At 73.4% G+C, this 26878-nt stretch carries 15 protein-coding genes; 8 read left to right on the forward strand and 7 right to left on the reverse strand.

Annotation, left to right across the window (positions count from 1 at the left end; genetic code table 11):
* The first annotated feature begins 310 nt into the window (after positions 1-310).
* The 8 genes from OG521_37970 to OG521_38005 all read left to right on the forward strand — a co-directional run bounded on the left by OG521_37970 (position 311) and on the right by OG521_38005 (position 15977).
* A complete protein-coding gene (locus OG521_37970; protein WUW26245.1) occupies positions 311-1171 on the forward strand; it encodes a DUF4132 domain-containing protein in 861 nt (286 codons plus the stop codon).
* The gene (locus OG521_37975; GenBank protein WUW26246.1) at positions 1168-6354 is read left to right on the forward strand and encodes a hypothetical protein; all 5187 of its coding nucleotides are present in this window, start codon (positions 1168-1170) and stop codon (positions 6352-6354) included. The genes OG521_37970 and OG521_37975 overlap by 4 nt, the downstream gene beginning before the upstream one ends.
* Positions 6351-7574 (forward strand): AAA family ATPase, encoded by a 1224-nt coding sequence (locus OG521_37980; GenBank protein WUW26247.1) that lies wholly within the window; start codon positions 6351-6353, stop codon positions 7572-7574. The genes OG521_37975 and OG521_37980 overlap by 4 nt, the downstream gene beginning before the upstream one ends.
* Positions 7575-7808: 234 nt before the next feature.
* A complete protein-coding gene (locus tag OG521_37985; GenBank protein WUW26248.1) occupies positions 7809-11738 on the forward strand; it encodes a DUF5682 family protein in 3930 nt (1309 codons plus the stop codon).
* Positions 11735-13618 (forward strand): hypothetical protein, encoded by a 1884-nt coding sequence (locus OG521_37990; protein WUW26249.1) that lies wholly within the window; start codon positions 11735-11737, stop codon positions 13616-13618. The genes OG521_37985 and OG521_37990 overlap by 4 nt, the downstream gene beginning before the upstream one ends.
* Before the next feature lie 182 nt (positions 13619-13800).
* Positions 13801-14172 (forward strand): FKBP-type peptidyl-prolyl cis-trans isomerase, encoded by a 372-nt coding sequence (locus tag OG521_37995; GenBank protein WUW26934.1) that lies wholly within the window; start codon positions 13801-13803, stop codon positions 14170-14172.
* A 171-nt stretch (positions 14173-14343) separates the two neighbouring features.
* The gene (locus OG521_38000; GenBank protein WUW26250.1) at positions 14344-15369 is read left to right on the forward strand and encodes a caspase family protein; all 1026 of its coding nucleotides are present in this window, start codon (positions 14344-14346) and stop codon (positions 15367-15369) included.
* On the forward strand, positions 15366-15977 hold the full coding sequence (locus OG521_38005; GenBank protein WUW26251.1) for a hypothetical protein: 612 nt from the start codon (positions 15366-15368) through the stop codon (positions 15975-15977). Before OG521_38000 ends, OG521_38005 begins: the two co-directional genes overlap by 4 nt.
* 59 nt (positions 15978-16036) lie before the next feature.
* On the opposite strand, the gene OG521_38010 is transcribed toward OG521_38005, so the two are convergent.
* From OG521_38010 to OG521_38040, 7 genes are all read right to left on the reverse strand, one after another.
* Complete coding sequence (locus OG521_38010) at positions 16037-16810, reverse strand: phosphatase PAP2 family protein (protein ID WUW26252.1); 774 nt, start codon at positions 16808-16810, stop codon at positions 16037-16039.
* Complete coding sequence (locus OG521_38015; protein WUW26253.1) at positions 16811-17764, reverse strand: YihY/virulence factor BrkB family protein; 954 nt, start codon at positions 17762-17764, stop codon at positions 16811-16813.
* Positions 17765-19519 carry a diacylglycerol kinase family protein gene (locus tag OG521_38020; GenBank protein ID WUW26254.1) on the reverse strand — a complete coding sequence of 585 codons (1755 nt, stop codon included), beginning with the start codon at positions 19517-19519 and terminating at the stop codon, positions 17765-17767.
* A gap of 229 nt (positions 19520-19748) precedes the next feature.
* Complete coding sequence (locus tag OG521_38025) at positions 19749-22847, reverse strand: glycosyl hydrolase-related protein (GenBank protein ID WUW26255.1); 3099 nt, start codon at positions 22845-22847, stop codon at positions 19749-19751.
* A gap of 73 nt (positions 22848-22920) precedes the next feature.
* A complete protein-coding gene (locus tag OG521_38030; GenBank protein WUW26256.1) occupies positions 22921-23937 on the reverse strand; it encodes a LacI family transcriptional regulator in 1017 nt (338 codons plus the stop codon).
* A gap of 55 nt (positions 23938-23992) precedes the next feature.
* On the reverse strand, positions 23993-24919 hold the full coding sequence (locus OG521_38035) for an ROK family protein (GenBank protein WUW26257.1): 927 nt from the start codon (positions 24917-24919) through the stop codon (positions 23993-23995).
* Entirely contained in the window at positions 24916-26628 is a 1713-nt protein-coding gene (locus OG521_38040; protein WUW26258.1) for a class I mannose-6-phosphate isomerase, read from the reverse strand. Before OG521_38040 ends, OG521_38035 begins: the two co-directional genes overlap by 4 nt.
* Positions 26629-26878 lie beyond the last annotated feature (250 nt).

Raw genomic sequence — 26878 nt, forward strand, 5'->3', positions numbered from 1 at the left:
TAGAGCAATGGGCATGTCAATGGAGTGCGCAGCCTTTATCACTTGAAGGCGTATCGCCCGACCGGGGCGCCGGAGACGGGGCGGACCGTTCCGGCAGTGGGCGAGGTGATCGCGGGCCGTGGCGGGACGGCGGGCGGGGCAGGACGTCCCCTTCGGGGTCCGGCCCGTACGGCGAAGCGGAGGGGCCCGACCTCATTGTCACTGGCGGCGCCTAGAGTCTTTTTCACTCGTCACGGTGCGTTGCCGCCGGCGGGTCTCATCAGCGTGCCGCCGGTTCGACGGCCGCTCGGATCAATGGGGAGAACAGCGCATGGGGTGGGTTCCGGCGGGCGACTACGAAGTCGCTCTGGAAGCGGGCAAGGTGGTCTGCCGCAACGGGAAGGGACGGCGGCTGAAGTCGGTTCCGGCCAAACTGAAGGAGGACCCGGCGGTCGTCGGGCTCCGGCAGTTGACCGAGTGGCTGGAGCGGCACGAGCACCAGTGCCTGACCGACGTCGAGCAGTGGATGGTGCGTTCGCTGCCCGTCCCCACGGCGGTGCTCGCCCGCGTCTGGCCCGATCCGGCGTGGCAGGCGGCTCTGCGGGACGTGGTCGTCACGGGTGCGGACGGCGGGGTCGCCGGGTTCCTGCGCGATGTCGACCCGGACCGCGGTCTCGGGCTCGTCGACCTGGACGGCGACACGGTCCGCATCACCCCGGACGTCGTCAGCGTGCCTCACCCGGTCCTCCTCGACGACCTCGACGAACTGCGGGAGTTCGCGGTCGAACTGGGAGTCAGCCAGAACGTGGAGCAGTTGTTCCGCGAGGTGTGGCGCCGCCCGCCGGGCCTCGCCCCCGACACCACATCCGTGGACACGTATGCCGGCGGCGTGTTCAAGGAACTGCGCTTCCTGCACGGCCGCGTCACCCAACTCGGATACCGGTCGCGCGGCGGATACGCGGTCTGCCCGGTCGTCGAGGACGGCGCCACCACCGAGGCACGTATCTGGATCGGTGAGCACGACGGGTACGACGCGTACGACACCGAGACGGGCCCCCTGGGCTGGACCGACCCCTCGGGGCGCGCGCTGACGGTCGCCGAGGTCGGCCCCGTCACGTGGTCCGAGGGCATGCGCATGGCGGCGGCGCTCTACGCCGGCCGCGACGTGGAGAACGAGGAGCGGGCGGCATGAGCATCACGACGACGAACACCAACACGGACCCGACGGCCGCCGACGCGACGCCCCTTCCCGCCCAGGCCCGGGGAAGGATCACCTCCGCCCACGCCGACGAGGCCCGTGCGGCGGCCCTGCTCGACGCGGGCACGATCCTCCCGGCCGGCACCACCGACCGGGACGACGCCGACGCGCTGACCGCCCGCACCTACACGCACACCGCCCTCGGCGACCGCCCCGTGGTCCGGCTCGTGCCCGGCACCCTCGGTGAAGCGGAGGACCTGGCCCTGGAGTTCCTCGGGCTGGCCCGGACCGCCGAGGCCCCCGTCGTCGGCCAGGTGCGCCGCGAGACACTGGGCTTCCCGGCCTGGGCGCTGGTCAACGACCCGGCCAACGGGCACCACGCCCTCGCCCTGGTCAAGGACATCGAGCGGCTGGGCCGGCAGGCCAAGACCCGCGCCGGAGCGGCCAAGGAGGGCTTCGACGCGCTCGGCGTCCGCCTCGGCCGTGCCGTGCCCCACTTCCTCCCCACCTACTACGAGCAGGTGGCGCGCCTCTTCCTCCAGGCTGAGAACACCACCTACGCCGCGTCCTTCTTCGGCAAGGCCCGCGAGGCCGAGCGGGTGCACGGGCTGGTCGTGGACGAGGACCGGCAGCGGGCCGTCTTCCTGGAGTTCGCCTTCGCCGGCGCACTGACCGTCAAGGCACTGCGCCAGTACGTACGGGACCTGGTGGCCCGGCTCGCCCCGGCCGACGCCTGGGCGCAGTTCCGCCGTCTGCTCGTCGAGCGCTGCGCGGCCGGCATGCCGCCGTACGCGGCGCTGCCGCAGGACGTGCGCGCGCTGGTCAAGGCCGCCGGACTGGACCGCGAGGCCGCCGAACGCGATCTGGTGGCCGATCTGATCGGCTCCCCGGGAGTCGTCCGCGCCCCCGCCTCGTTCTGGACGGCCTACCGTTCCGCGCTCATCGCCCTGGCCCGACGGGACGTGGCCGTGCGGGCCCGGCTCCTCGGCTTCTTCCCGGAGACCTTCAGCGAGGGCCACGGGGAGAAGGCCGGTGAATCCGACTGGCTGGCGTTGCTGGCCGAGTCCGGCGCCGAGGACCTGCTGACAGCTCTCCCGGACAACACCCCTTCGGACTCCGCCCCCGCCGACCCGACCGTCTCCCCGGCGGACTGGCTCGCCCGCTGGGAGGCACACCGCCGGCGCAACCGGGTCACCTCGGGCCGCAGCCGGCAGACCCTCGACCTGGTGGCCCGGATGGCGGACCGGCTGCGCGCCGACGGACGCCCCGTCGAGCTGTTCCAGGGCCGCTGGCAGCGCAATGCCGACCTGGACCTTCTCGACCTCTGCCTGGCCTCCGGTGTCCCCGTCGCCGAGCCGGACGACCAGGACGCGGGCAATGCGCGGTCCAACGGCTTCTCGTTGGGCCCATGGCTCACCGACACCGTGCCCGGAGCGCGGGACCTCACCGCCGTCGCCGGCCGGCCGGTCTTCCGCGCCCTTCTCCTCGGCAACGTCGGCGGCCTCGGCGACGGGCACGGCCAGCGCCTGAGCGACGCCGGCATGGCGAAGCTTGCGGCACATCCGGTGCTCTCCGGAATCCTGCGGGAGTGGCTGACCACCTGCGCCGAGGAGTACACGGCCGCACGAGGACTCCCCGGGCTGCGCACCGCCCTCCACAGGCTCTCGGCGTTCCGCGGTGTGATCGCGGACGTCGCCCCGGAAGCCGTGCGGCTCCTCAAGGCCCACGACGTCGTGCCGCTGCTCGCCTCCACCCTGCGCACCGGCGTCCTCGACGAACTGGGCTGGCCCGCGCTCGACGAGGCCTACGCCGAACTGGCCGCCGAGGCCGCCGCCTCCACACGTCAGCGGCACCACCGGTCGGAGAGCGTCGGCGTCACCGGCGCCTGGCCCGCACTGATCCTGAACACGCCCGAACGGGCCGTCGTCGTCGGCCCGGAAGGTGTGCTGCTGCGGCACACCCTGCGGCTGCCCGCCAGCTCCGACCAATGGCGGACTCCCGCCTTCCGTTACGTCGACGGCGAGTTGCTGGTCATCTGGTGGGAGGACGGCAAGCAGTCCGGCTACTGGTCGCACCGCCCGGCCGACGTGTTCACCGTCGGCGGTGACCAGATCCCGCGCTGGGGCGGCTCCGGCCCCTCGGACGAGGTCTGCCTGCCGCTGCCCGGTGGCGGCCGCGCGACCGGCGGCAAGGCGCTCCACGCGGGCGACACCTCCCTCCCGGCCCAGCGCGCCGTCATCTCCGACGGCACCGGTCACTGGCGGGAGGGCCACCAGGGCACCCAGCAGGTATGGCTGGAGTACGACCCGGTCAGCGGCACGCACGGCCGCTCCTCCCTGCCCGGCTTCCTCCGCTCCGGGGTGCGGGACGGCACCCGGCTGCTCACCGACCGCTGTCAGGTGCTGCCGCTCCAGCCCGGTCTGGAGACCACCCCGTTCGGCACGGACGGCACGGTCCTCGGCCGCTGGGTCCGCCGTACGGTCACCGAGCCCGGCACCGCCGACCCCGCCGACGGCCACCGGATCGTCGCCGGCACCCCCGACGGCCACACGGTCACCCTGCCGTACCCGTTGCCCGGCGGCGGCTCCCCGGTGCCGCTCGGCGGCCTCACGCTCCCCGGCGGGTCACGGCCGGTCATGGCCCTGAACCACCGCTCCGTCGAAGCGCACCCGTCGGACGCGGACGGCACCGGTGGCCGCCTGTGGTCCGTCTCCCTCGACTCCTCCGGTGGCAACGACGCTGCGGGCACGCCCTACGTGCCTCCCATGGCCTACTGGCACGCCCTGCGCCCGAGGGACGAGAGGGGCTCCCGCGCCCTGCGGGACCTGACGGACTCCCGGGCGGGGGAGCTGTTCAAGCAGGTCGCCGCCGAGGTCGCCCGGCACTGGGAGGCCTACCGGGCTGTCGAGGAGTACACCGGGCCCTCGGCACAGGAACTGAGTCAGGTGGCGGTCGCCCGGGTGCTGCCCGAGGTGACCGACGCCCAACTCCTCGCAGGCGTCACCGCGCTCGTCCGGAGCGCGGTGGACCGGGCTGTCTCGGCCGCCCAGTACCTGGAGCCGCCCAAGCCCGTGGAGCCGGCCACGCCCCGGAACACCGCGCGCACCAAGGGCATGTTCTTCGAGCACGAACCCGAGCACGCCGACGACACGACCCTGCAGACCGCCTCCGCGTGGAACTCCGAGCGGATGCACGGCGGCTGGTGGGGTGCCGGGAGACGATGGACCGCGATCCGGCAGATCCTCGCCGTCAACCATGTCCTCGCCGGCGAGCCGGCGTTCGGCCCGCCCATCCCGTCCAAGGTTCCGTTCACCCCGGTGGACGGCTGGCAGCGGGACGAGTACACCGTGCCCGGTGACTTCGTGAGCTGGCCCTCCCTCCTCGACTGCCTGCCCGAACTGGCCTACCGCGCAGCCTCCCCGACCACTTCCCCCGAGCACCGCGAGGGCCTCCTCGTGCTGCTGGAGACCCTCGCCGCGGGGCCGCTGGCCGACCCGGCGGGCACGGTCCGGCAGGTGGAACTCATCGAACCGTTCCCCGCAGGGAACGCGGCGACGGGACGCCAGGACGCCGTGCACCGCCTCGGCCAGGTGCTGCGCAAGGGCACCCGCACTGTCGTCGTCATCGCCAGCCGTGGCCGGAACTACTACTACGGCGACGCGGCTCGCTGGCTCGCCCTGGACCACGACCCGACCGGCGCCTTCGGTCCCGTCCCCGGCTTCACCCTGGACCACGAACACGTGCACCGGCAGGGCATCGCCCGCGACCGGCTCACCCGGATCGTCGCCCTGGTAAGGGAGCAGGGTCCGGCACCTTGGCGTCCGGAGGCCGCCGAAGCGTTCGACTCCGCCACCGGAATCGGATCCCTCCAGTCCGCCGCCCTGCTGTCGGCAGCCGTCGAGGAGCCAGGCGCCGAGGCGCTCGCACTGCTGGGGACGAAGACACGTGCCTTCGAGGCGACCCTGGCCAGGCTCAACTCCCTGCCCCGCGACGACCGGCACGCCCTGATCCGGGCACTGCTGCCGGCAGATCCAGCCGAGCTGTGGTCCACGGGCCCCGATGTCCGGGCCGCCGCCGAGGTCTGGCAGGAGCGCCTGGCCTCCCTCGTCCGCGTCCCCGAGGAAATGGACCTGGACCTGTCGGGCACCGGCTCCGGCGCCGTCGACCTGATCCTCAACACGGGTTCCCGGACCTGGCTCGCCCACGGCACCGCCGTCCAGGACGGCACCGGCCGCCCGGGCCTGCTCCAAGTGAGCGCACGTGGTGCGGTCTTCTCGGCCCTGACCGCGCTGAACACCCTCGCCTACACGCTGCCGTACGGACACCCCCTGCGGGCACACCTGCCCGTCGGACTCGCGGCCCTGCGCAGCCGCCTCGCCGACCCGGACCTGGTGCTGGACCTCGGTCTGGAGTGGACCGAATCGGGGAGCTCGATCGGCCTCGCGGTCCGCGCCGCCCACGGGCTGCCCGAATCCGGCGGCGCCGACGCCGACGGCCTGGTCCGGGCCGGTACGGCGCTGCTCCTCGCCCCCGGCCACGGCGACAACGAGAAACTGCTGATCCGTCCGGCCGGCCTGACCGGGCCCGAAGACCCGGCGTTCGGCCTGGTCGAGGGCACCGTCGGTGGTCACGGCAGCGGCGATCTGCTCGCGCTGCGCACCCTGCTGGGCGAGGGGACCGAGGCGTTGGCCGCGGCGGGCACCCCGGACGGCTCCCCGCACTATCCGGCCCAGGACCCGACGCGCGCGGTGCCGGACCTGGTGACCGAGGCCGCCGACACCCTCGGCCTGAGCGCGGACGCCGCCGCTCTCTACCTGATGCTGCTCACTCTGCCCGACCCGACGGACCGCAACTGCGTCCGCTGGACCGAGTGGAAGCCGGCCCGGGTCAAGAAGGCCCGGGCGGAACTCGTCGCCACCGACCTCGTCGTGGAGGCGAAGCGCTCCCGCGCCGGCCGCACCCTGTTCCTCCCCTGCGGCTGGCTCGAACGCGGCGCCCCCGGACTGCCGCTGGAGACCTGGAAGGAAGGCCTGTACCCCGTGGCCGGATCCACCCGGACCATGCCACCCCTCCCCGTGCCCGCACTGTTCGCAGCGGCCTGGGGACGGGTCCGCGGCGGCGACGCCCCCGCCTTCGAGGAACTGGAAACCCGCGCCACCCGGAAGGGCCGCCGATGACGAACGACATCACGACCACCTTGGACAGCACCGCCGCGGTCGGCGACCCGGACCGGGCCGCGGCGCCCGGCCGCGCGCCCCGCCAGGTCACACCGCCCGAGGACCGGTACGCCACCGAGCTTGCCTTCCTCGCCGCCCACGACTCCGGGCCCCGCCCACCCGGCTGGCTGCTCACCCCGCGTGCCGTCGTCACCTTCGTGATGGGCAGCGCGGGCGAGGCACTGAGCCTGCCGAAGGACGCCCGGCCCGGATCCGGGGTGCCGCCCCGCCTGGTGATCGAGCAGAAGTTCGTCGGCGAACGCGCCCTGGTCGAACGGTGCGTGGTCACCCTTGCCGGAGAGCGCGGACTCCTCCTCGTGGGCGAACCGGGCACCGCCAAGTCCATGCTCTCCGAGTTGCTGTCGGCGGCCGTCTGCGGAACCAGCGCGCTCACCGTGCAGGGCACCGCCGGAACCACCGAGGACCAGCTCAAGTACGGCTGGAACTACGCATTGCTGCTCGCCCAGGGGCCCACCGAACAGGCCCTGGTGCCCTCCCCGGTTCTCACGGCCATGACCCGGGGCGCCGTCGCCCGAGTCGAAGAGGTCACCCGCTGCCTGCCGGAGGTCCAGGACGCTCTGGTGTCACTGCTCTCCGAGCGGCGGATCGCGGTCCCCGAACTCGCGGGCAGCGAGGGCGCCCAAGTGCACGCGGCCCCCGGGTTCACCCTCATCGCCACCGCCAACCTGCGGGACAAAGGCGTCTCGGAGATGTCCGCCGCCCTCAAGCGGCGCTTCAACTTCGAGACGGTCGGCCCCATCGGGGACGTGGACGCCGAGACCGCCCTCGTCCGAAGCCAGTCGCAGGCAGCCGTCGAACGCGTGGGTGCCGCCTACCAGGTGGACGACGCGGTCCTCGAAGCCCTCGTCACCGCCTTCCGGGACCTGCGCGAGGGCCGCTCCGTGGAGGGCTGGGAGGTCGAACGCCCCTCCACGGTGATGAGCACGGCGGAGGCCGTCTCCGTCGCGGGCTCCCTGGGCCTGGCCGCCGCCTACTTCCCGGGCGACCGTGACGTGCTCTCCCTCCTGCCGGGCCACCTGCTCGGTGTCGTCCGCAAGGACGACCCCGCCGACGCGGCACGGCTGCTGGGGTACTGGGACGGTCCGGTGCGCAGGCGCGCGGAGCAGGGCTCGGCCACGTGGCGCGCCCTGTGGGATCTGCGCGCGGTGCTGGAGAGCTGACGGATGATCGAGTCGACCACTCCCGAGACGCGGCCCACAGCCGAGCCACGGTCCACCGGCGAGTCACGGTCCGCTGCCGAGACGCGGCCCACAGCCGAGCCACGGTCCACCGGCGAGTCACGGTCCGCTGCCGAGACGCGGCCCCCCGCCGATCGGCCGTCCGCTGCCGAGTCGCGATCCGCTGCCCAGGAGCCGCCTGCCGCTGGGGTGTTGCCCACCGCCGGTGCGTCGGCGGTGTCCTCGGCACGGGGACCGGCGGCCGGGTCCGCCACTGCGGAGGACGCGGTGGCGGACCTGGCGGCGACCGGCCCCGGGCTGCCGTTCCTGATCGGGGTGCGCCACCACGCACCCTCATTGGCGGCCGCCCTCCCGGCGCTGCTGGACGCGGCGGCCCCCGACGTCCTCCTCATCGAACTGCCCGCCGAGTTCCAGCCCTGGCTGGGCTGGCTCGCCCACGAGGAGACCGAGGCCCCGGTGGCGCTGGCCGCCGTGCCCGCCGACGGCCCGGGGCCGGGCACGGGAGGCGAACGGGGACCGGCCTTCTACCCGTTCGCGGACTTCTCGCCGGAGCTGGTCGCTCTGCGCTGGGCGGCAAGAAACGGTGTGCCGGCCGTGGCCATCGACCTGCCGCTGGCCGACCGGGCGTGGGCGGAGGGCGGTCCGGACACCTCCGCCCCCGCCCCCGCGCCTGTCCCTGGCGCAGACTCCGCTCCCGTGCCGGGGGAGGGGCGCGGACTGTCCGCCGCGCTCCGGTCCCGGCTCACCGGCCGGGACGGCGACGACCTGTGGGACCGGCTGGTGGAGGCCCTCGCACCCGGTTCGACACCCGAGGCGCTCCGCCGTGCCGCCCTGCTGACCGGCTGGGCACTGCGGTACGAGGCCGAGGCGCTGGGCGGAGTGCAGGGCACGGACCTGGTGCGCGAGGCATGCATGCGCGGACACGTCGCCGAGGCCCTGGCGAACGGGCAGCGGCCCGCCGTGGTGGTGGGCGCCTTCCACACCCCGGCGCTCCTGCCGGCCGTCGCCGAGGCCACCCGGGGTTCGGGCCCGGTCGCGCGGGACGAGTCCGCCGCGGCGCCCGAGCCGGGCGCGGACGGTCACGTAAACAGGGCTGCGGGGGCGGGGGAGTGCACGGTCTCCCTGGTCCCGTACACGTACCCGTTGCTCGACTCACGGTCCGGCTACCCGGCCGGGATCCGGGACCCGGAGTGGCAGCACACCGTCCTGGGCGCCGCCGGGGACCCGGCGGCGCTGCACGAAGCACTGATCCGTACCGCGGTCCGCGTCTGTGCCGCGCTGCGCGAACAGGGTCACCCCTACGGCCCGGCGGAGGGCCGGGAAGTCGTCCGGGTGGCCGGTGACCTGGCACGGCTGCGCGGCCTGCCCGCCCCCGGACGCGGTGAGTTCCTGGAAGCCGTGCAGACGGTGCTGGGGCGTGGCGAGACCTACGGCACGGGCCGCGCCGTCGCCAAGGCCCTCGAACGCGTACTCGTCGGAGTCCGCACCGGACGGCCCACGCCCGCCGCTCCGCGCAGCGGACTGGGACCCGCCGTCGAGGCCGAGACCGATGCGCTCTCCCTCCCCGGCCCCGGGGACGCGCACGAGAAGGCACCGCGCGACCTCAGGCTCGACCCGGCCCGCTCCACCCTGGACCGGCGGCGCGAACTGCTGCTGCGCAGACTGACGGTGTGCGGCATCCCGTACGCGCAGGAGCAGGGGGTGACCGGCGCGGCGGGCACGGAAGGACTCACGACGCGCTGGCAGGTGCGGTGGACCCCGGCGACGGCCGCGATGCTCACCGCGGCCGGGGCCCGCGGCGTCACCCCGGCCCAGGCGGCAGCAGGACTGCTGCGACAACGGCACGCGGCCGAGCGCGCGGAGGGCGGCCCGACGGCCGCCCAGGTCGTTCGAGGCCTCACGCAGGCCGCCGAATGCGGGCTCCCCGCGCTGGCCGACGAACGGCTGGCCGAACTGGCGGCCGTACTGCCCGCGAGCGGCACCCTTCCCGAACTTCTCACCGGGCTGGACCTGCTGGACCGCATCCAGGCCGGCCATCTGCCGGGCCTGACCGAGCCAGACGGCCCCTCGGCCCCCGACGCCACGGTCTCCGATCCCGACACCACCGCCTCAGGTCTCGACGCCACGGCCTCCGGCCGCGCCGAGCGCACCGTGCACGCGGCCGAACTCCTGACCTCGGCCGCGGTCCGTCAGGTCGACGGCCTGACCGGATCCGAGGAGCCCGAGGACGCTCGCGCGCTGCTCGAACTGGCCCAGCGGGCCGACCGGTTGGGCGGCATCCGGCTCACCGCGGCCCTCGCCCGGCTGGCCGCCGACGGCACCCCGTTGATCGCCGCGGCCGCCGGGGCGGTCAGGGTGCTCACGGGTCACGACGAGGCCGAGGCCTTCGGGGGGCGAGTCGGCTCCTGGGTGGACGGAGCCGTGGACAGCGCCTCCCGGGCCGCGCTCGCCGCCCGCCTCACCGGAGTCCTGACGGTGGCGGGCCCACTCCTGACCGTCGGCGTAGCAGCCCTTGACCCGTTGCTGCACCGGGTCGTCGAGCTGGACGACAGCGGGTTCCTGGCCCGCCTGCCGGCCCTGCGCGGTGGCTTCGACACCCTGAGCCCGGCGGCCCGGGACCGGCTGCTGGACACCGTCGAGGAGCGGCTGGGCGAACGGGTGGGCACCCTGGACGCGGACGATCCGGCCGAGCTGGCCCGCCGAACGACCGCCGACCTCGCCGCCCGCGAGCTCCTGGCCGGCCTGGGTCTGCCCGTCCCGGTACCTGCACACGAGGGCCCGGCACCTGCACAGGAGGGCCCGGCTCCCGCTCTTGAAGGGCTGGTACCTGCGCATGAGGAGCCGGCACCTGCGCACGAGGGCCCGGCTCCCGCTCACGAAGACCGGTTCCGACCGCCGCCCGGCAATCCCGCCACCGCGCGCCCCATGGTCACCCCCGCCAACGCGCCATCTGCCGCAGCCACCCCCGCGCGCGCCCTCGCTCCCGCTCCCGGTATCGCACCCTCCACCCCGGCCACCCCCGCGCGGACGCTCGGCCCCGCCGACCGGTGGCGGCTCGTGCTCGGCCGACGGCCCGACCAACTGCCGTCCGGCGCCGCCCGTCTGGCGACCGCTCTGGATGAGCTCTACGGCACGGGACACGGCGAAGGGTCGCGCAGCGGTCTGCCCGGACCGGGGCACGGTTCCGGACCGCGCGGCGGCCGGGAACCGTCGTTCCCCGGCGTCCGCGAGTGGTCCGAGGAACTGGCCGCACTGTTCGGCCCCGGCATCCGCGAGGAAGTCCTCGCCGCCGCGGCCGCGACAGGCCGGCAGGACGTCCTCGCCGAACTCGACCCGGCGGCCGCCACTCCCTCCGTGGAACTGCTCCGGACGATCCTGCGGTACGCGGGCGGCCTCCCCGAAGCCCGCCTCGCGGCGCTCCGCCCCCTGGTCCGCCGCCTCGTCGACGAACTGACCCGGCAACTCGCCACCCGGCTGCGGCCCGCCCTCACCGGCACGATGTCGGCACGGCCCACCCGCCGCCCCGGCGGCCGGCTGGACCTGCCGCGCACGCTGCGCGCCAACCTGGCCACCGCCCGGCGGGCGGCGGACGGCACGGTCCAGGTGATCCCGGAGAGGCCGGTGTTCCGCAGCCGTGCCCGGCGGTCGGCCGACTGGCGTCTGATCCTGGTCACCGACGTCTCCGGATCCATGGAGGCATCCACGATCTGGTCCGCGCTGACCGCCTCCGTGCTCGCCGGGGTGCCGACCCTGAGCACCCATTTCCTGACCTTCTCCACGGAGGTCGTCGACCTCACCGGCCATGTGCACGATCCCCTCTCCCTCCTGCTGGAGGTGAGCGTGGGCGGAGGTACGCACATCGCCGCCGGGCTGCGGCATGCCCGCAGCCTGATAACGGTGCCCGCCCGCACCCTCGTCGTCGTCATCAGCGACTTCGAGGAGGGCGCACCGCTCGGCGGACTGCTGGCCGAGGTGCGGGCCCTGGTGACCACCGGCTGCCACGTCCTCGGGTGCGCGAGTCTCGACGACGCGGGCCGTCCCCGCTACTCGACGGGCGTCGCCGGACAACTCGTGGCCGCCGGCATGCCCGTGGCAGCCCTCAGCCCACTCGAACTGGCACGTTGGATAGGGGAGAAGACCGCATGACCGCAGACCGGCTGCCACCCGTCGCGCCGGAGGTCACGGCAACGCTGGTGGAGGAACTCTCGCCCCGGCTGCGCAAACGCCTGGACGCGATGGTCACCAAGCTCGCCGCACGCCCCACGCACCGCGACGGGGACACGGTGACGATCGCGGTCGACGACGACACCGAGTTGCGCCTGCACGCCCCGGGCGGTGTGGTGGCGACGGCGGACGGCATCGTCTGCGGTTGCCTCCTCGCCCCGGCCTGCGCCCACCGCGCGGCCGCCGCCTGCGCCGCCCCGACGGCGGACCCGGCACCGGAACACGCCGATCAGTCCACCCCGCCGACCTACGAACCAGACTCCGCAACGGCCACCGCCCCTGGCCCCACCCCCGACACAGCCTCCCCGCCCGATGTGGCGCTCCCGGTACAGCGCGCCGCGGCCGACGCCCTGTGGGCGGCGGGCGCCGCCGTGCTGGAGGCCGGCGTGGACGGGGCCGGCGCGGTCACCCAGTCGGCGCTCCTCCGCGCCGCGCACACCGCCCGGCTCCAGCAACTGCCCCGTGCCGCGGGCGCCGCGCTGTCCGTGGTGACCCTGCTGCGCGCGGCCCGCGCAGGGGACCCGTCCTACCGCACCGCCGACCTCGTCACGGCCCTGGCCGAACTCCTGGGCACCGCACATCGAGTGGGAACGGCGTCCGGCGCGGAGCTGGCCGCTGTCCGGGGCCGCGCGCGCCGCCCGTACAGCGCCGACGGCTCGCTGCGCCTGTACGGCCTGTTCACCGAACCCGTGGTCACCGACTCGGGGCACGGCGGCGTCCGTACCTGGGTCGCGGGTTCCGACGGCCGCCTCTTCACAGTCGGCGATGTGGCACCCGGCGGCGTCGGACGCGCCCTGGGCGTGGCCGACCGGGCCGTGCGGCTGGGGGACAGCGCGCTCACCCACCGGGAGCTGGGCCGGGCCGGCCTGGCGGTCTCGGGGGCGACGGTCTCGCCGGACGGCAGACTGGGCGCCGGGAAGGGCGTCAAAGCCGTGACCGCGCGGGGTGCGGCGTGGACGGAGCCGCCGCTCGCCGCCCTGTGGGACACGCCGCCGTCCGAACAGGCCGCCCGCGCCCTGCGGTCCACCTCCCGCTACGGGGACCAGGACGGCGGTGGCAGTGACTTGCTCTTCCTGGACGTCGAACTCCTCGGGGCGGTGCGGGAGTCGGGTGGCACCTGCCTGCTCGCGCGGTGCGAGGGAGGCGTTCCTGTCGCCGGTGCGCCCGCCGAGGCGTGGGTACGTCTCACCGTCGCCGACGACGATCCCGCGCTGGCCCACCGCGACAACCTGATGCTGCTGGCCACGGCACCGGGGACACGGCTGAGGATCATCGGACGGCTGGTGCCCGCTCTCCACCCCCGGCTCACCCTCCTCGCCTGCTCGCACCCCACCGGCGCGGGCACGATCGACTTCGGCCTCGACCGCCTGCGCCGCGCCGACCTCCCGGACCCGACTGCCCCCGCGCACCTCGCCCCGCCACAGCCCGGAGAGAGCGGCGCGCAGTCGCCGCTGTACCTCCTGGAGCGCCGGGTGGAACAGACGGTCCCGGCGGGCCGCGCCGCCCTCGGCATGCTCGGCGACGTCACCGCCGAGGCCCGCCGCATCCGCCGTGCGGGCCTCCCCACGGCCGCCGGACTCCTCACCGCCCTGTGCGCCTCGGCGGCCCAACGCGATCGCGACCTCTTCGGCCGCCTCCTCCCTGCCGACACCGACGGGTTCGCCACCTACTGGCTCGCGTCCGCCCGCTACACGGCCGCAGTGGCCGAGTCGCTGTGCGCGGCAGCCTGGGGCCCGGCACAGGAGGTTCCGTCCGCGGCGCCGTCCGACCTGGAACAGGAGCCACGACCAACGTACCGATGACGTAGTACGTCCAGACACGCTGAGCCCTGAGCCCTGAGCCCCTGTGCTCCGCGGGCTTGACGCGCTGCAGTGGACCAAGCATTCACGGTGGCATGATGATCTACCGCGTGGAGTGTCGATGCGCCTGGCCGGCCTGTATGAGGGCTCCCCGGCGGCGAGCGAATGAGGCTGCAATGAGTGACCTGACGAAGCCGGAGATCGTCGTTCCGGAGGGTGACGCTCCGACCGAGCTGACCATCCGTGACCTCGTCGTCGGGGACGGCCTTGAGGCGAAGCCGGGCAGGGTCGTCCACGTCCACTACGTCGGCGCCACCTTCGAGTCCGGGAAGGAGTTCGACGCCTCCTGGGACCGGGGCCGGCCGTTCAAGTTCGCCGTGGGCGGGGGCAGGGTCATCAAGGGCTGGGACCGCGGGGTCAGAGGGATGAAGGTCGGCGGCCGGCGCGAGATCATCGTTCCCCCGCGCCTCGGCTACGGCAACCAGTCGCCCTCGGTGTCGATCCCGGCGGGCTCGACGCTCGTCTTCGTGGTGGACCTGCTCTCCGTCGCAGTCTGAGGCCTTCCGCCACCAGGCCTCCCCGCGAGCCCGCCATGATCGGCGGGGCGGCCCCAATGCGTCACAACTGCAGCTCATGAGCGTCGGGTTGGGCCGATCTGCTTGCCCGGCCGCATCGCAGCCGTTCATCATCTACGAGCAGGAGTACGGCGCGAGCAACGGGGTGAGTGGATGGACAGTGATCGTCGCGCTCTTCTGGTGGGGGTGCCGCAGCAGACCGAGCACGCCTTTCCACTGCGGTCCATCGGCGATCCCGTCCGCGAGGACCTGCGCAGGATGCGCGAAGCCCTTGAGGCCTGCGAGTACCGGTGCACGGTGCTCGGCCCGGGAGGTCCCGACGAGAGCAGGCGGGACGCCATCCAGGACGCTGTCCGGGACGCGCTGCGCTCGGTCCCGGCCGGCGGTGTGCTGTTCGTCTACTTCTCCGGCCACGGACTGCACCTCGGAGGAAAGGACCACCTGGTCCCCTCCAACGCCAAGGCGCTGGCCGACGGCAGCCCGGACACGGACTCGCTGATCGACCTGGACCGGGACTTCTTCGGCATGCTGGGGCCGACCGCCTGCCCCGCGGCCTTGGTCATCGCCTGCTTCGACGCCTGCCGTGACGGATCGGGTACGAGCGGCATCCGCCCGTACCACTACCGGGCGCCGCACCCCACACAACTGGTCGTCGGCAACAGCTGCGCACCGGGGGAGACCAGCGGATACGACGCCGACGGCAGCCATTTCACCAAGGCCCTGGCATACGCGCTGCACCCCGATTCGCCCCACCGCACGCTCCGGCAGGTCAGCGCCTCGGTCACGGCGGAGCTCAGGGACCACGAGCAGCATCCCCAGTGGTCGCCCGCCGGCGACCTCCCCGACGTCGTGGTCGCCGATACCGGCGGCGTGCCGGAGTGGGTGCAGGCGGTGTCCACCGCACACCTGTGGAGCCTGCCGTGCAGTGATCCTCCGGAGGTGCAGGAGGTGCTCCGCGAGCGCGTGGAAGCGGCCGTGCGGAGCCTGTCCGGAAAGTACCGCCGGGCGAGCGAACAGATGCCGCACCCTTGGCGGGACGACGACTATCCGATGCGCGTGCTGGACAGCGTCGCCGGGCTCCCCACCGGCACGCGCCCGCTCAGGGTCAACCACTCCGGACGCCCCGACGTGGAGAGGCAGCTCGGCTGCGGTGCCCACTGGCAGGCCGGCCGCCCGTGACCCAGCGTCCGGAGAGCAGATGGCAGGACCTCGCCGATGAACTCCCCTTCCAGCAGCTGGACATCGTACGCAGACAGGCGGAGGGATGGCGCAACGGCCTCACCGGGCTGACCGGCCTCCTCACGGCCGTACTCGTCCTCAAGGGGCGCGAGACGTTCACCGACCTGCCCGGCTGGGCGGTGGTCCTGGCGAGCGGCCTCATCGCAGGCGGGTTCCTGTTGCTGCTGGCGGGGACTCTGCTGGCGGTACGAGCCAGCCATGGGCGCCGGACCAAGGACATCGTGACCAATGGCGCGGATCTGGAGGAGTGGACGGAGCAGGAGACGCAGGACTGCCGGCGGGCCCTGTCCCGGGCCATCGGCTGTTTCGTCGCCGGGGTGATGCTCGTCGCGTCATCCGTGGGGGTGGCCTGGACGACGTACGCGAGCCCGGGCCCGAGTCCCGGCATGAGTGTTCAGGTGACCACGACCGGCGGCGTCCTGTGCGGGCGGCTTGCCGCATCCGACGGGAAGACGCTGCGACTGACCACGGGCACCGCGCCGGAGCAGCGCGTGCGGTCCGTGCCCATGGCCACCGCACTCGCCGTGGTCGCGGTGCCTGCCTGCTGAGTGAGGCCGGTTGGGGGAGGGGCGCGCCTTCCACGGTCTCCGGCGTGGCAGCCCGTCGTTCAACGCTCCGGAGCTGCCTCGCTCAGTTCGGGTTCCAGACCCTCGGCCATCTGGCTGCGGCGACGGCCCGAATCGGCTCGCCAGGCTTCGAACGCCCAGGCGGTCGAGGCCACCACGGCGAGACCGAGGAGCCAGCCGCCCACCACATCGCTGAACCAGTGGACGCCGAGCGCGACCCGGGTGAAGCCCACGCCCACCACCGACACCACCGAGACGCTCCAGAAGAGGGTGCGCAGCCGGCCACGAGGCACCAGCGGCAGCAGGGCCAGCAGCAGGATGGCGAACGAGGTGGTGGCCGTCATGGCATGACCCGAGGGGAAGGAGAAGCCCGGCGCCTGGGCCACCGGGTCCGACAGGGAGGGCCTGGCCCGCTCGACCACGACCTTGACCAGCAGCCCGATCAGGGCGCTCGCCACCGCCGTCACGCCGGACCAGGCGGCCAGCCGCCAGGCGCGGCGCCAGAGCAGCCACACCGTCAGCAGCGCGACCACACAACGCAGCGTCGCCGGATCCCAGACCCAGTCGGACAGGAAGCGGAGGGTGCTTGTCCACCCGGGGTGTGCGCGCGCGGTCTCGTGCAGCCGCCGCGCCGCACCCGCGTCCATGACGCGCAGCGGGCGCCACCGGCCCTCGACGAGGACGAGAAGAAGGCCGAAGGGCACCGCGGAGAGCGCGGCGACGGCAGCGGCACCGATGAGCCGTGCGCCGAATCTGCGGTCGGCCGCCCGTGCGCGGCGCTCACGAAGCAGCCGGCCGGTCGCTCGTACAACCATTCAGGCTCCTGGATCGGGATGGATGGGGCCGGGGCGCTTGGCCCGCGCGGCCTCCAGCTGTGCGGCGAAGGACAGGCCGAGAAAGAGGGCGATGGAGGTCAGATAGGCCCAGAGGAGCAGTGACATGAACGCACTCAACGGGCCGTAGACGGTGTCGAAGGACCCGCTGACCGAGAGGTAGAGGCTGAGCAGCCAGGTCAGCAGGGTCCACAGCACCAGATAGACGGCCGCCCCGAACGCCAGCCAGGTGTAGCCGGGCTGCTTCCGGCGGGGCGAGCGGCGGAAGATCGCGCTCGCGGAGATGAGCGCGAGCAACAGCCCGCACGGCCAGCGCAGCAGGTCCCAGGCGTGCCCGGCGCCCTCGCCGAGCCCGTAGACCGACACAGCGGCCGCGGCCAGGTCACCGCCCACCACCATCAGGATGAACCCGATTCCCAGGGGTATCCCGGCAGCCAGCGCCATCACCAGGCCGCGGAAGTACTTCTGGTGGAAGGGGCGGTCGCGTTCGACCCCGTAGATCCGGTTGGCGCCGCGTTCGATCTGGCACATCGCCGTGGTGACGTTGACCAGCGAGAAGGCCAGGCCGAACCAGAGCGTGAGCTGGGTCCCGTCGCCGGCGCGCTGCCGGCTGCGGTCGAGCGCGTCGTCCACGACCTCGGCGCTCGGCCCCGCGGCGATGCGGTGGATGGTCAGTTCCGTCAGTCTCCCTATGTTCTCCGTGTGCAGGGTGGCGGAGAGGCCGACGAAGGCGATGACCAGCGGTATGACGGCGAGAACCGTCTGAAGGGCGAGCGCGCGGGAGTGGCTGAAGCCGTCCGCGTAACGGAAGCGGACGAAGGAGTCGCGTACCAGCGCCCAGCGGCCGTAGCGGCGCAGCGAGGCCAGCGCCTCGTCGGCGGAGAGTTCGTCACCTGCCATGTCGCGGGTCTGCGGGACCCGGGTCGCGGTGCCCATTCACTCGCTCCCTGACGGCAGGAGCACGGTCAGTGCCCCGGGTTCGACCTCGGCGACGAGCCACCGGCCCGGCCCCACCGGGTCTCCGTCGATCTCGCGCGGCTGCTGCGGAGCGAAGCGGAGTTCGGCGCGGCGGAAGGTGAAGTACTCCACCGCGGTGCCGGTGCCTTCGCCGTCGGCGGGCGGGAAACTGCTCTGCGCGGCGGGGCGGGGCGGTTTCGAGCGGCCGCGCAGCAGTATGCCGACGGCACGCAGCCAGCCGGTGGGCCCGTGCGGGTCGAAGACGGCCAGATCGAGGAGCCCGTCGTCGGGTTCGGCGGCCGGGACGAGGGCGGCGCCGCCCTGCACCCTGCCTATGTTGGCGAGGAGCACCATACGGGCGGTGCGGTGCAGAACGGGCCCGCGGTCCAGCCGGATCGACAGGGACATCCGGGGCGCTCGCAGGCTGCTGACACCGGCCACCACGTAGGCGGGCCAGCCGATGACGGACTTCGCGCGGTCTCCGGTGTGCTCCAGCATCGCGGCGTCCAGTCCGGCGCCGGCCATGGCGGTGAAGCGCGTCGGGGGGAGGCCGTCGCCCTCGATCCGGCCGAGGTCGATCCGGCGGGGGCTGCCCGACAGCGCGGCGGCCAGGGCGTCCGCGGGTTTGAGCGGCAGCCCCAGGTTCCGGGCGAGCAGATTGCCGGTGCCGCAGGGCACCACGGCCAGACCGACTCCGGTACCGGCCAGTGCGTCCGCCACGGTCCGCACCGTTCCGTCGCCGCCGCAGACCACGACCAGCGCTGCTCCGTCGCGGACCGCGGCGGCCGCCTGGCCGCCGCCCGGGTCGTCGGCGGTGGTGGAGACGAACTCCACGGAGTGACGCCCGTGTTCCTCCAGGACCAGCCGCAGCGTGTCGCGTTCCGCGTCGTCGGTCACGGTCGGGTTGACGATGACGACGGTGTGGCCCGGCACGTGTTCCGAGCGTTCCTCCGCGGCCTCCAGCGCGATCTCCATGGCGTTCGACGGAGCGGGGGCCGGGCTGCTGCCGTCGGTCATCATGGCGCGGCCGACGATCAGGAGCGACAGGCTGCCGTTCAGCAGGCCGCCGAGGACATCGGTGGGGTGGTGCATCCCCCGGTAGAGGCGTGCCACCGCCACGAGCAGCGGTACGAGAAGCAGCAGGAAGCCGGCCACCTTCCGCCAGGGGCCCCGGATCCGGGTGAGCACCAGAACGGCGAGACCCGCGTAGAGAGCCGTCGCGGCCCCGGTGTGGCCGGAGGTGTAGCTGGCGGTCGGCGGCGAGGCGTCGAGGCGGTCCACATCGGGTCGTTCCCGGTCCACGGACACGGTGATGACCAGGAACACCAGCGCCTGGAGCGAGACGGAGACGGCGAGGAACACCGCCTCCCGCCACTTCGGCAGCCTGGGTATGAGGATCAGGCCCACACAGACCAGGGCGGTGATGATGATCACCGTGGCGGTGTTGCCGGCCTCCGACGCCATGAACGAGGCGTCGTTGAGGCCCGCGTTGCGCAGGTTCTCGAAGCCCTCGTTGACGCGGTCCTCGCTGGTCAGGGGCCAGATGCCGGCTGCGGGTCCGGTGATCAGGAGGCCGAGGCCCACCATCAGTGCGGCCTGGCAGACGGTCAGTGCGCCGATCCGGACGGCGGCCCCGCCGCTGCCACTGGTCAGGGCGGGAGACCGCCCCGGCCGGGAGACGGCCCGGGGTTCCGTGGACCTGTGGACCGGTCTCTCCGGCAGGGCGGTGGGCATGGCGCTCCCCGTGTTCGGCAGTGCGACGACAGTGGTGGCCGGGCGCGTGTTCGGCCCGTCCGGTGTTCCGCCGTCTGCCCCGAAATCCGCCCGGCAGGCATGCACCCGTCCGCCATGTGATCCCTCGCGCCACGTGAGCCCCTGTGCCCCGTGTGTGCCCCGGCCCGGGCGACGCTCATCAGCCCCGCGTCCCGGACGGGGCTGATGAGCGCGTCATGGCCGCCGCCGTTCAGCCCACGTCGACAGCCGAGGCCGCGTGGCCGGCAGGCACCAGGCGAAGGGTCAGAATCTGGAACGGGCGCAGGGACAGCGTCACGTCGGATCCCTCCAGGACCGGAGCGGGCTCACTCTCCAGCTCCCGTTCCAGCAGATCCGTGACCCGTGCGGAGGCGACGGCGAAACCGGCTCGGAGGGTGGTCCGCACCCGGCCGCCGCCGGACTCGTAGAGCCGGACGATCACGTCGCCCGAGCGGTCGTCCGCGAGCTTGATCGCCTCGATGACGACGCCGACGTCATCGACCCGCACCAGCGGCTCGACGGTCGCGCCGCCGGGGACCGCACGCTCGGGCAGGTTGAAGTGATAGCCCTCGCGGATCGCGTCGTGGATGTCCGCGCCGAGGACCAGCGCGTACCGCAGCCGGTGTTCACCTCGGTCGCAGTCGGGATCGGGGAAGAGCGGGGCGCGCAGGAGCGAGATCCGCGCCGTCGTGGTGGTTCCGCCGTCGGGGCGGACGTCCCGCGTCACGTCGTGGCCGTAGCTGGAGTCGTTGACCAGGGCCGCGCCCCAGCCCGGCTCCGCGAGGTGCAGGTAGCGGTGGGCACAGATCTCGAACCGGGCGCTGTCCCATGAGGTGTTGCTGTGCGTGGGGCGCCGGACATGGCCGAAGGGGATCTCGGCGCTGGACTCCGCCGCCCGTACGTCGAGCGGGAAGGCGGCCTTGAGTATCTTCTCGGACTCCTGCCAGTCGACGTCCGTCTCGACGTCGAGACGGCGGCTGCCCTCGTCGAGACGCAGCACCTGAGTGATGCGGGAGGCGTTGAAGCTGCGTACCACCCTCACCCCGCCGGGGACCGCGGCGACCTCGTCCGCCCCGGTCAGGTCGCGCACGGTGTTGCGGTAGAACGCGTCGACGTCCCAGGCATCCCACTGGTTCGGGAAGTCCTGGTGCAGCTGGAGGAGGTTGCCGACCGCACCGGGCGCGAGCGCCTCGCGGCCGGCCGTCAGGTCCAGGGCGGAGGTGACCAGGCCCCGGGCGTCCACCGTGAAGCGCACGAGGCCGTTGTCCAGGACGAACCCGCCGTCCTCGACGGGCCGGGCGGCGACCTGGCGGGCAGTCCGCCCACGCGGTGAGGCGCCGAGCGCGGGAACGCCGTCGCGTGCGTGCGGGGCCGCGTTGAACACGGTCTCGCCGTCGGCCCCGCTTCCGTCGGCCGGCCCGGTCCCGCTCGCCGCGAGATCGCGCTGGGCGCCGTCGATGACCTCGCCGAGCTCCCGGGCCACCTCCGCGTACGTTTCCTCGGCCTCCCGGTGCACCCACGCGATCGACGTGCCGGGCAGGATGTCGTGGAACTGGTGGAGCAGCACGGACTTCCACACCCGGTCGAGCAGTTCGTACGGGTACGGGCGGCCGCCGCGCACGGCCGCCGTCGCGGCCCACAGCTCGGCCTCCCGGAGCAGGTGCTCGCTGCGGCGGTTGCCCTGCTTGGTGGCGAGCTGACTGGTGAGCGTGCCGCGGTGCAGCTCCAGGTAGAGTTCGCCGACCCAGACGGGCGCGTCTTGGTACTCCGCCCGCGCCTTGGTGAAGAACTCCTCGGGGCCCTCCATCTCCAGCCGCGCCGAACCTTCGAGGTTCTCCAGCCTCCGTGCGCGTGCCAGCATCTCGCGGGTGGGACCGCCGCCGCCGTCCCCGTAGCCGAACGGGACGAGTGAACGGTTCGCCGCGCCCTTGTCCCGGAAGTTGCGCTCGGTGTGCGCGATGTCGGCGCCGGAAAGATCGCCGTTGTAGGAGTCGACGGGAGGGAAGTGGCTGAAGATGCGGGTCCCGTCGATGCCCTCCCACCAGAAGGTGTGGTGAGGGAATGCGTTGGTGGTGTTCCAGGAGATCTTCTGGGTGAGGAACCACTCGATGCCGGCCAGCTTCATGAGCTGCGGCAGTGCCGCGTTGTAACCGAAGGTGTCGGGCAGCCACATGTCCTTCGTCTCGACCCCGAACTCCTCCAGGTAGAAGCGCTTGCCGTGCACGAACTGACGGACCAGCGACTCCCCTCCGGAGAGATTGGTGTCCGGTTCGACCCACAGACTGCCGGTGGGCAGGAACTGCCCGGTGCGCACCTTCTCGACCACGCGGGCGAACACCTCGGGCCGCTGCTCCTTGAGCCAGGCGAGCTGCTGCGCCTGGGACATGACGAAGCGGAACTCGGGGTGGTCGTCCATCAGGGCGGTGACGTTCGAGACGGTCCGGGCCGCCTTGCGCACGGTCTCGCGTACGGGCCAGAGCCAGGCGGTGTCGATGTGCGCGTGGCCGACGGCGGAGACGCGGTGGGCGCTCGCGTGCGCGGGGGAGGCCAGCGCCGGGGCGAGGATCTCGCGTGCGTGCGCGGCGCTCTCGCCGATCTCCTGGAGGTCGATGACGTCCAGGCCGCGGTTCACGGCGTGCTCCAGCTGCCGGCGCCGGGTGGAGTCCTCGGGCAGCTGGTGCATCAGGCCGCCGAGGACGTCCAGATCCTGTACGAGCTCCCAGACGGCGGAATCGAAGAGGGCGAAGTCCATCCGGTTCAGCCGGTAGAGCGGCTCGCCCGGTGCCCCGTCGCCGTGCAGCCAGGGGGCGACACCGCCGGACCGGGTCGGGACGAAGGGGTCGCCCCCGGCACCCGAGTCGAAGATCACCGGGTTGGCGGACGCCTCGACGTAGTAGACGAACGACTCGCCACCGGCGGCACGTTCGGCGACCGGCAGCCAGGTGTTGCGGGGATTGAGCGCCTTGACCGGTGTTCCGTCGGCGCGGTGGACGAGGCCCTCGGCGGAGAAGCCCGGCTGCGTGCTGCCGAAGCCCAGGTCCAGAACCGCCTCGACGCGCTGTCCGGCCCAGGCGGCGGGCACGGTGCCGCTGATCCGGAACCAGCTGGTGGACCAGGCAGGTCCCCACATCGCACCGGTGCGGACCGGCTCGTACGGGGCTGCGATTCCTTCGGCCACGGGCACGGGCTCACCCGTGACGTTCCATGTCGCGACGTCCAGGGGCAGGCTCTCGCGGTACACCGCGGGCCGCAGGCGCTGGTCGAGCACGCGGGCGAGACGGCGTTCGGTGACCGTTCGGTCGTGGTGCATGGGGGACTCCGTGAGGGAGGACGGGGAGGCGAAAGGGCAAGCCGGTGCCGTGGCAGCGGCGGCAGGGAACGGGTCAGCGCGTCCCGTAGCGGATGACGTGGGTGGGTACGACGGTCCGGCGGGCCGGGATCGGCTCGGCGGACGAACCGTTGATCCGGTCGATGAGCATCTGGCCCGCCCGCCGGCCGATCTCGTCGGCGTCGTAGGAGACGATGGTCAGCGGCAGACCGAGGACGTCCGCGAGGTCGAAGTCGTCGAATCCGGCCAGCGCGACCGGTCTGCCGAGCGCCCGCACGGCGCGGATGGCGCCCTGCGTCAGGCGGTTGTTGGTGCAGAAGAGGGCTGTCGGCGCGTCGGGTGCGTCGAGCAGCGCCCGTGCGGCGGCCTCCGCGGTGGGCACATCGGTGAGGCCGCGCCGCACCTGGCTCTCGTCGGGTTCGAGCCCGGCCGCCTCATGGGCGGCCCAGTATCCGCGGAACCGTTCGGCGCCGGTGTACAGGGCGGGCGGGTTGCCCAGGAAACCGATGCGGCGGTGGCCGTCCGCGATGAGCTGTCCGGTGGCCTGCTCGGCGCCGCCGAAGTCGTCGACGAGGACGCAGTCGGCGTCCATCCCGGCGGGCGGCCGGGACGCCAGGACGATCGGCATGCCGCGCAGCGCCGCGGGCGCGAGATGACGGTGGCTGCTGCCCGCCGGCACGACGATCATGCCGTCGACCTGACGGGACGCCAGGTCCTCGACGAGCCCGCGTTCCCTGTCGACCTGCTCCGCGGTGTTGCTGAGCAGCACCCGCAGGCCGTGCTCGGACGCCACCTCCTGCACACCGAGCGCCAGACGCGAGTAGAAGGGGTTGGCGAGGTTGGTGACGACCAGTCCGATCATCCCGCTGCCGCCCAGCCGCAGACTGCGCGCCGTCTCGTTGCGCCGGTAGCCGAGTGCCTCGACGGCGGCGAGCACGCGCTCCCGGGCGGCCTCGCTGACCCGGGTGTCGTTCTTCAGCACCCGGGAGACCGTCATGGCACTGACGCCGGCGCTCGCGGCCACGTCGCGCATCGTCGGGGCTCCGCCCTCACCCGATCGCTGCTGTGCCATGGGCGGTTCTCCTGCGGGGTCGTCGGGTGGCCGGTGGTTGGCGAACGCCGTCATTCTAGGTCCGTACGGGGGGAGTGCCGGCGGACCTGTGCAACGCCCAGTGGGCCGCGCCGATGAGCGGTGCGTCGGCGGGGCGTCCGGCCGTGACGGTCGGGGGCGCGGTCCCGGGTGCCCATGAGTCGAACCCCTCCCGGACGGCCGGCCCCACCAGGTCCCAGGAGCGGGCCATCGACCCTCCCACGACCATCAGTTCCGGGCGGAACCGCTCGCACCAGGGTGCGAGCGCGCGCCCGAGTGCCCCGAAGCAGTGCCGGACGGTACGCAGGGCGTGTGTGTCACCGGCCCGGGCCGAACCGGCGATGTCGTGCACGTCCGGGAGGCCGTCGGCATCGGGCACCCCGGCGGTGCGGGCGTAGAACCTGCGGATGGCCCGCCGCGACACGACCTCCTCCAGCGGGAGCCCGTCGACGGTCATCCGGTGCGCCCTGCCGTCGGGCGGCACGTCGGGGCCCTCCACGACCGGGTGCCCGCCCGCCAGGAAGGAGGAGCCGACACCCGTCCCGAGCGTGATGCACAGGGCCCGGCTCCGGCCGGCGGCCGCGCCCGCCCGGTACTCGCCCAGGGCGAACGCGTCGGCGTCGTTGACGAAACTGATGCCGCTCGGGGCTCCCGGCAGCCGGCCGAGCAGTTCCGCGCCGACGTCCACACCGTGCAGCGCCTCGAACTTGCCGATGCCCCGGAACCGCCCGACACCGGCGGCGTAGTCGAAGGGACCCGGTATCGCCACGCCCCAGTGCGCGGCCACCGGGACGTCAACGCGGTCGGCGACGGCGGCGATCGCGTCGAGGAGCTCACGGGCCGGCGCGCCGGCGGGGACCGGCTGCCGTACGACCGAGAAGGGGACGGGCCGTCCGGCCGCGGTGTTGATGACCGCGGCCGTCACATGGGTGCCGCCGATCTCCAGTACGGGAACGCGGTTCATACCTGCGTCACCAGGGACTTCACCACGTGCACCGGACGACTGCCGACGGGGTGCAGCCGGTAGGGGCCGACGGACGCGGGCACGGTGAGGGTCTCGGCGAACGCGAGCTCGTGACGGAGACCGCCGGCGGTCTCCACGACGACGCCGTCACCGGCCGAGACGTTGAGGATGTGGAAGCGGTCCGCGGTGTCGTCATCGGCGGCCTCCGGCCCCTCGATCACGAAGCGGTGCACGGCGTAGAACATGTCGGGCAGCGCGCCGACGACCTCCTCGCGCCAGCCCCGGCCCTCGCGCAGGGTCCGCGGCTGCTGGACGAGGTCCTTCAGCACGTCGTCGCCGCGCCGCGAGCTGTCGAGGTTGGCGAACCCGTGCGCGTACGAGAGCGGCCGCGGCGCACCCGAGGTGCCCTTGCGCAGCCAGTCGTAGAAGCGCAGGGAGTAGAGGTAGGGCGTGGCGCTGATCTCCAGGACCAGGTTGCCCTCGCCGGACGCGTGCGGGGTGCCGGCCGGGATCATGAAGAGCTGCCCGGCGTCGGCCGGGTGCGTCATGACGTGGTCCTCGACGCGCAGCGGGAGCCCGTCCGCCGCGGCCGCCTCGACCTCCTTGCGCATGACGTCCACGTCAGCACTCTCCCGCAGGCCGAGGTAGACCTGCGCACCGGGTTCGCTCGCGGTCACGTAGTACGTCTCGTGCTGGGTGTACGGCCAGCCGAACGTGTCCCGCATGTACTGCTCCCGCGGGTGCAGGTGCAGGGACAGATTGCCGCCGCCGACCGTGTCGAGGTAGTCGAAGCGGATGGGGAACGACGTGCCGTAGCGACGGTGGACGTCAGGGCCGAGGAACTCCTCGGGGTGCAGCTCGCAGAGCAGCTGGAAGGGGAGCTCCACCTGGGCCGCCTCGTCCTGGCCGACCAGGATTCCGGCTTCGGGTGCGATGAGTTCGTAGCCGAGGGCCGTGTTGCCGCCCCGGGGCTCGAAGCCCAGCTCCCGCGCGCCCCACTGGCCGCCCCACGGCGTGGAGTTGAAGAAGGGGCGGGTACGGACGGGGCCGCTAGCCAGCACGGCGAGGGTGGCCCGCACGGCGGCGCCGTCCAGAGAGGCGGGGCCCCGCGCGCCCTGCAGGTCGACCCATCGGTCGACCCGGCGGGCGACGGCGTCGCGGTGGCGGTCGCCGACGGGCCAGTCGGTGTAGAAGAGGCTGCGCAGTTCGCCGGGGGTCCGGGGGCGGCCCAGGTTGGCACCGAGCGGCAGCTCTCCCCGCGTGACGGCCTCCTCGGCGTACCGCTTGGGAAGGTCGGCCCACCACAACAGGTCGGGTTCGGTGAGCGCGGCTCCCGGACCGAAGACGAGCCTGACGCCGGCGCGCGGACGCGGCTGGACGGGGGGCGTCACGAAGAGGTCGCCCATGGAGAACTCGGCCAGGGGCAGGAAGAACGGGTCCGCGTCCGCGTGCGGGACACAGAGCCGTTCGACGGCGTCCGCGGACCAGAGATCCCGGACGTCGCACAGGGTGACCTCGGTGCCCCGGGCGCGCAGAGCGGCGGCGAGGGAGGCGGCGGCCTCCTCCCAGTCCAGTGCGGCGGGCCCGTCGAGGGCGAGAACGGTGGAGGTCGTCGGCACGTCGGCGACGGCGGCCGCCCAGCCGGTGACGACGGTGCCGCCGGTGGCGGCGTACCGCGGGTTGCGTTCGTAGGGACGGGGCTGGTGCACAGATGCTCCTGATGAGGACGGGACCGGCAAGCGTGTGAATGGTATCGATAACATTCAACACGAACAAGACGCACGAGGAAATGACCCCCGATTCACCCGGCTGAAGTGCGGATCTGTCAAAGTCCAGGAGAAAGCCTTGTCTCGATCTCGTGGTGTCGTTAACATCCTGGCAACCCGGAGCGCGCAGACGAACGCCAGACGCGCTTCCGGTGGATCTCCACACCGCACCCCAGAGCCACGGATCCCGCCG

Source organism: Streptomyces sp. NBC_01463 (assembly GCA_036227345.1).
Lineage (GTDB): Bacteria > Actinomycetota > Actinomycetes > Streptomycetales > Streptomycetaceae > Streptomyces.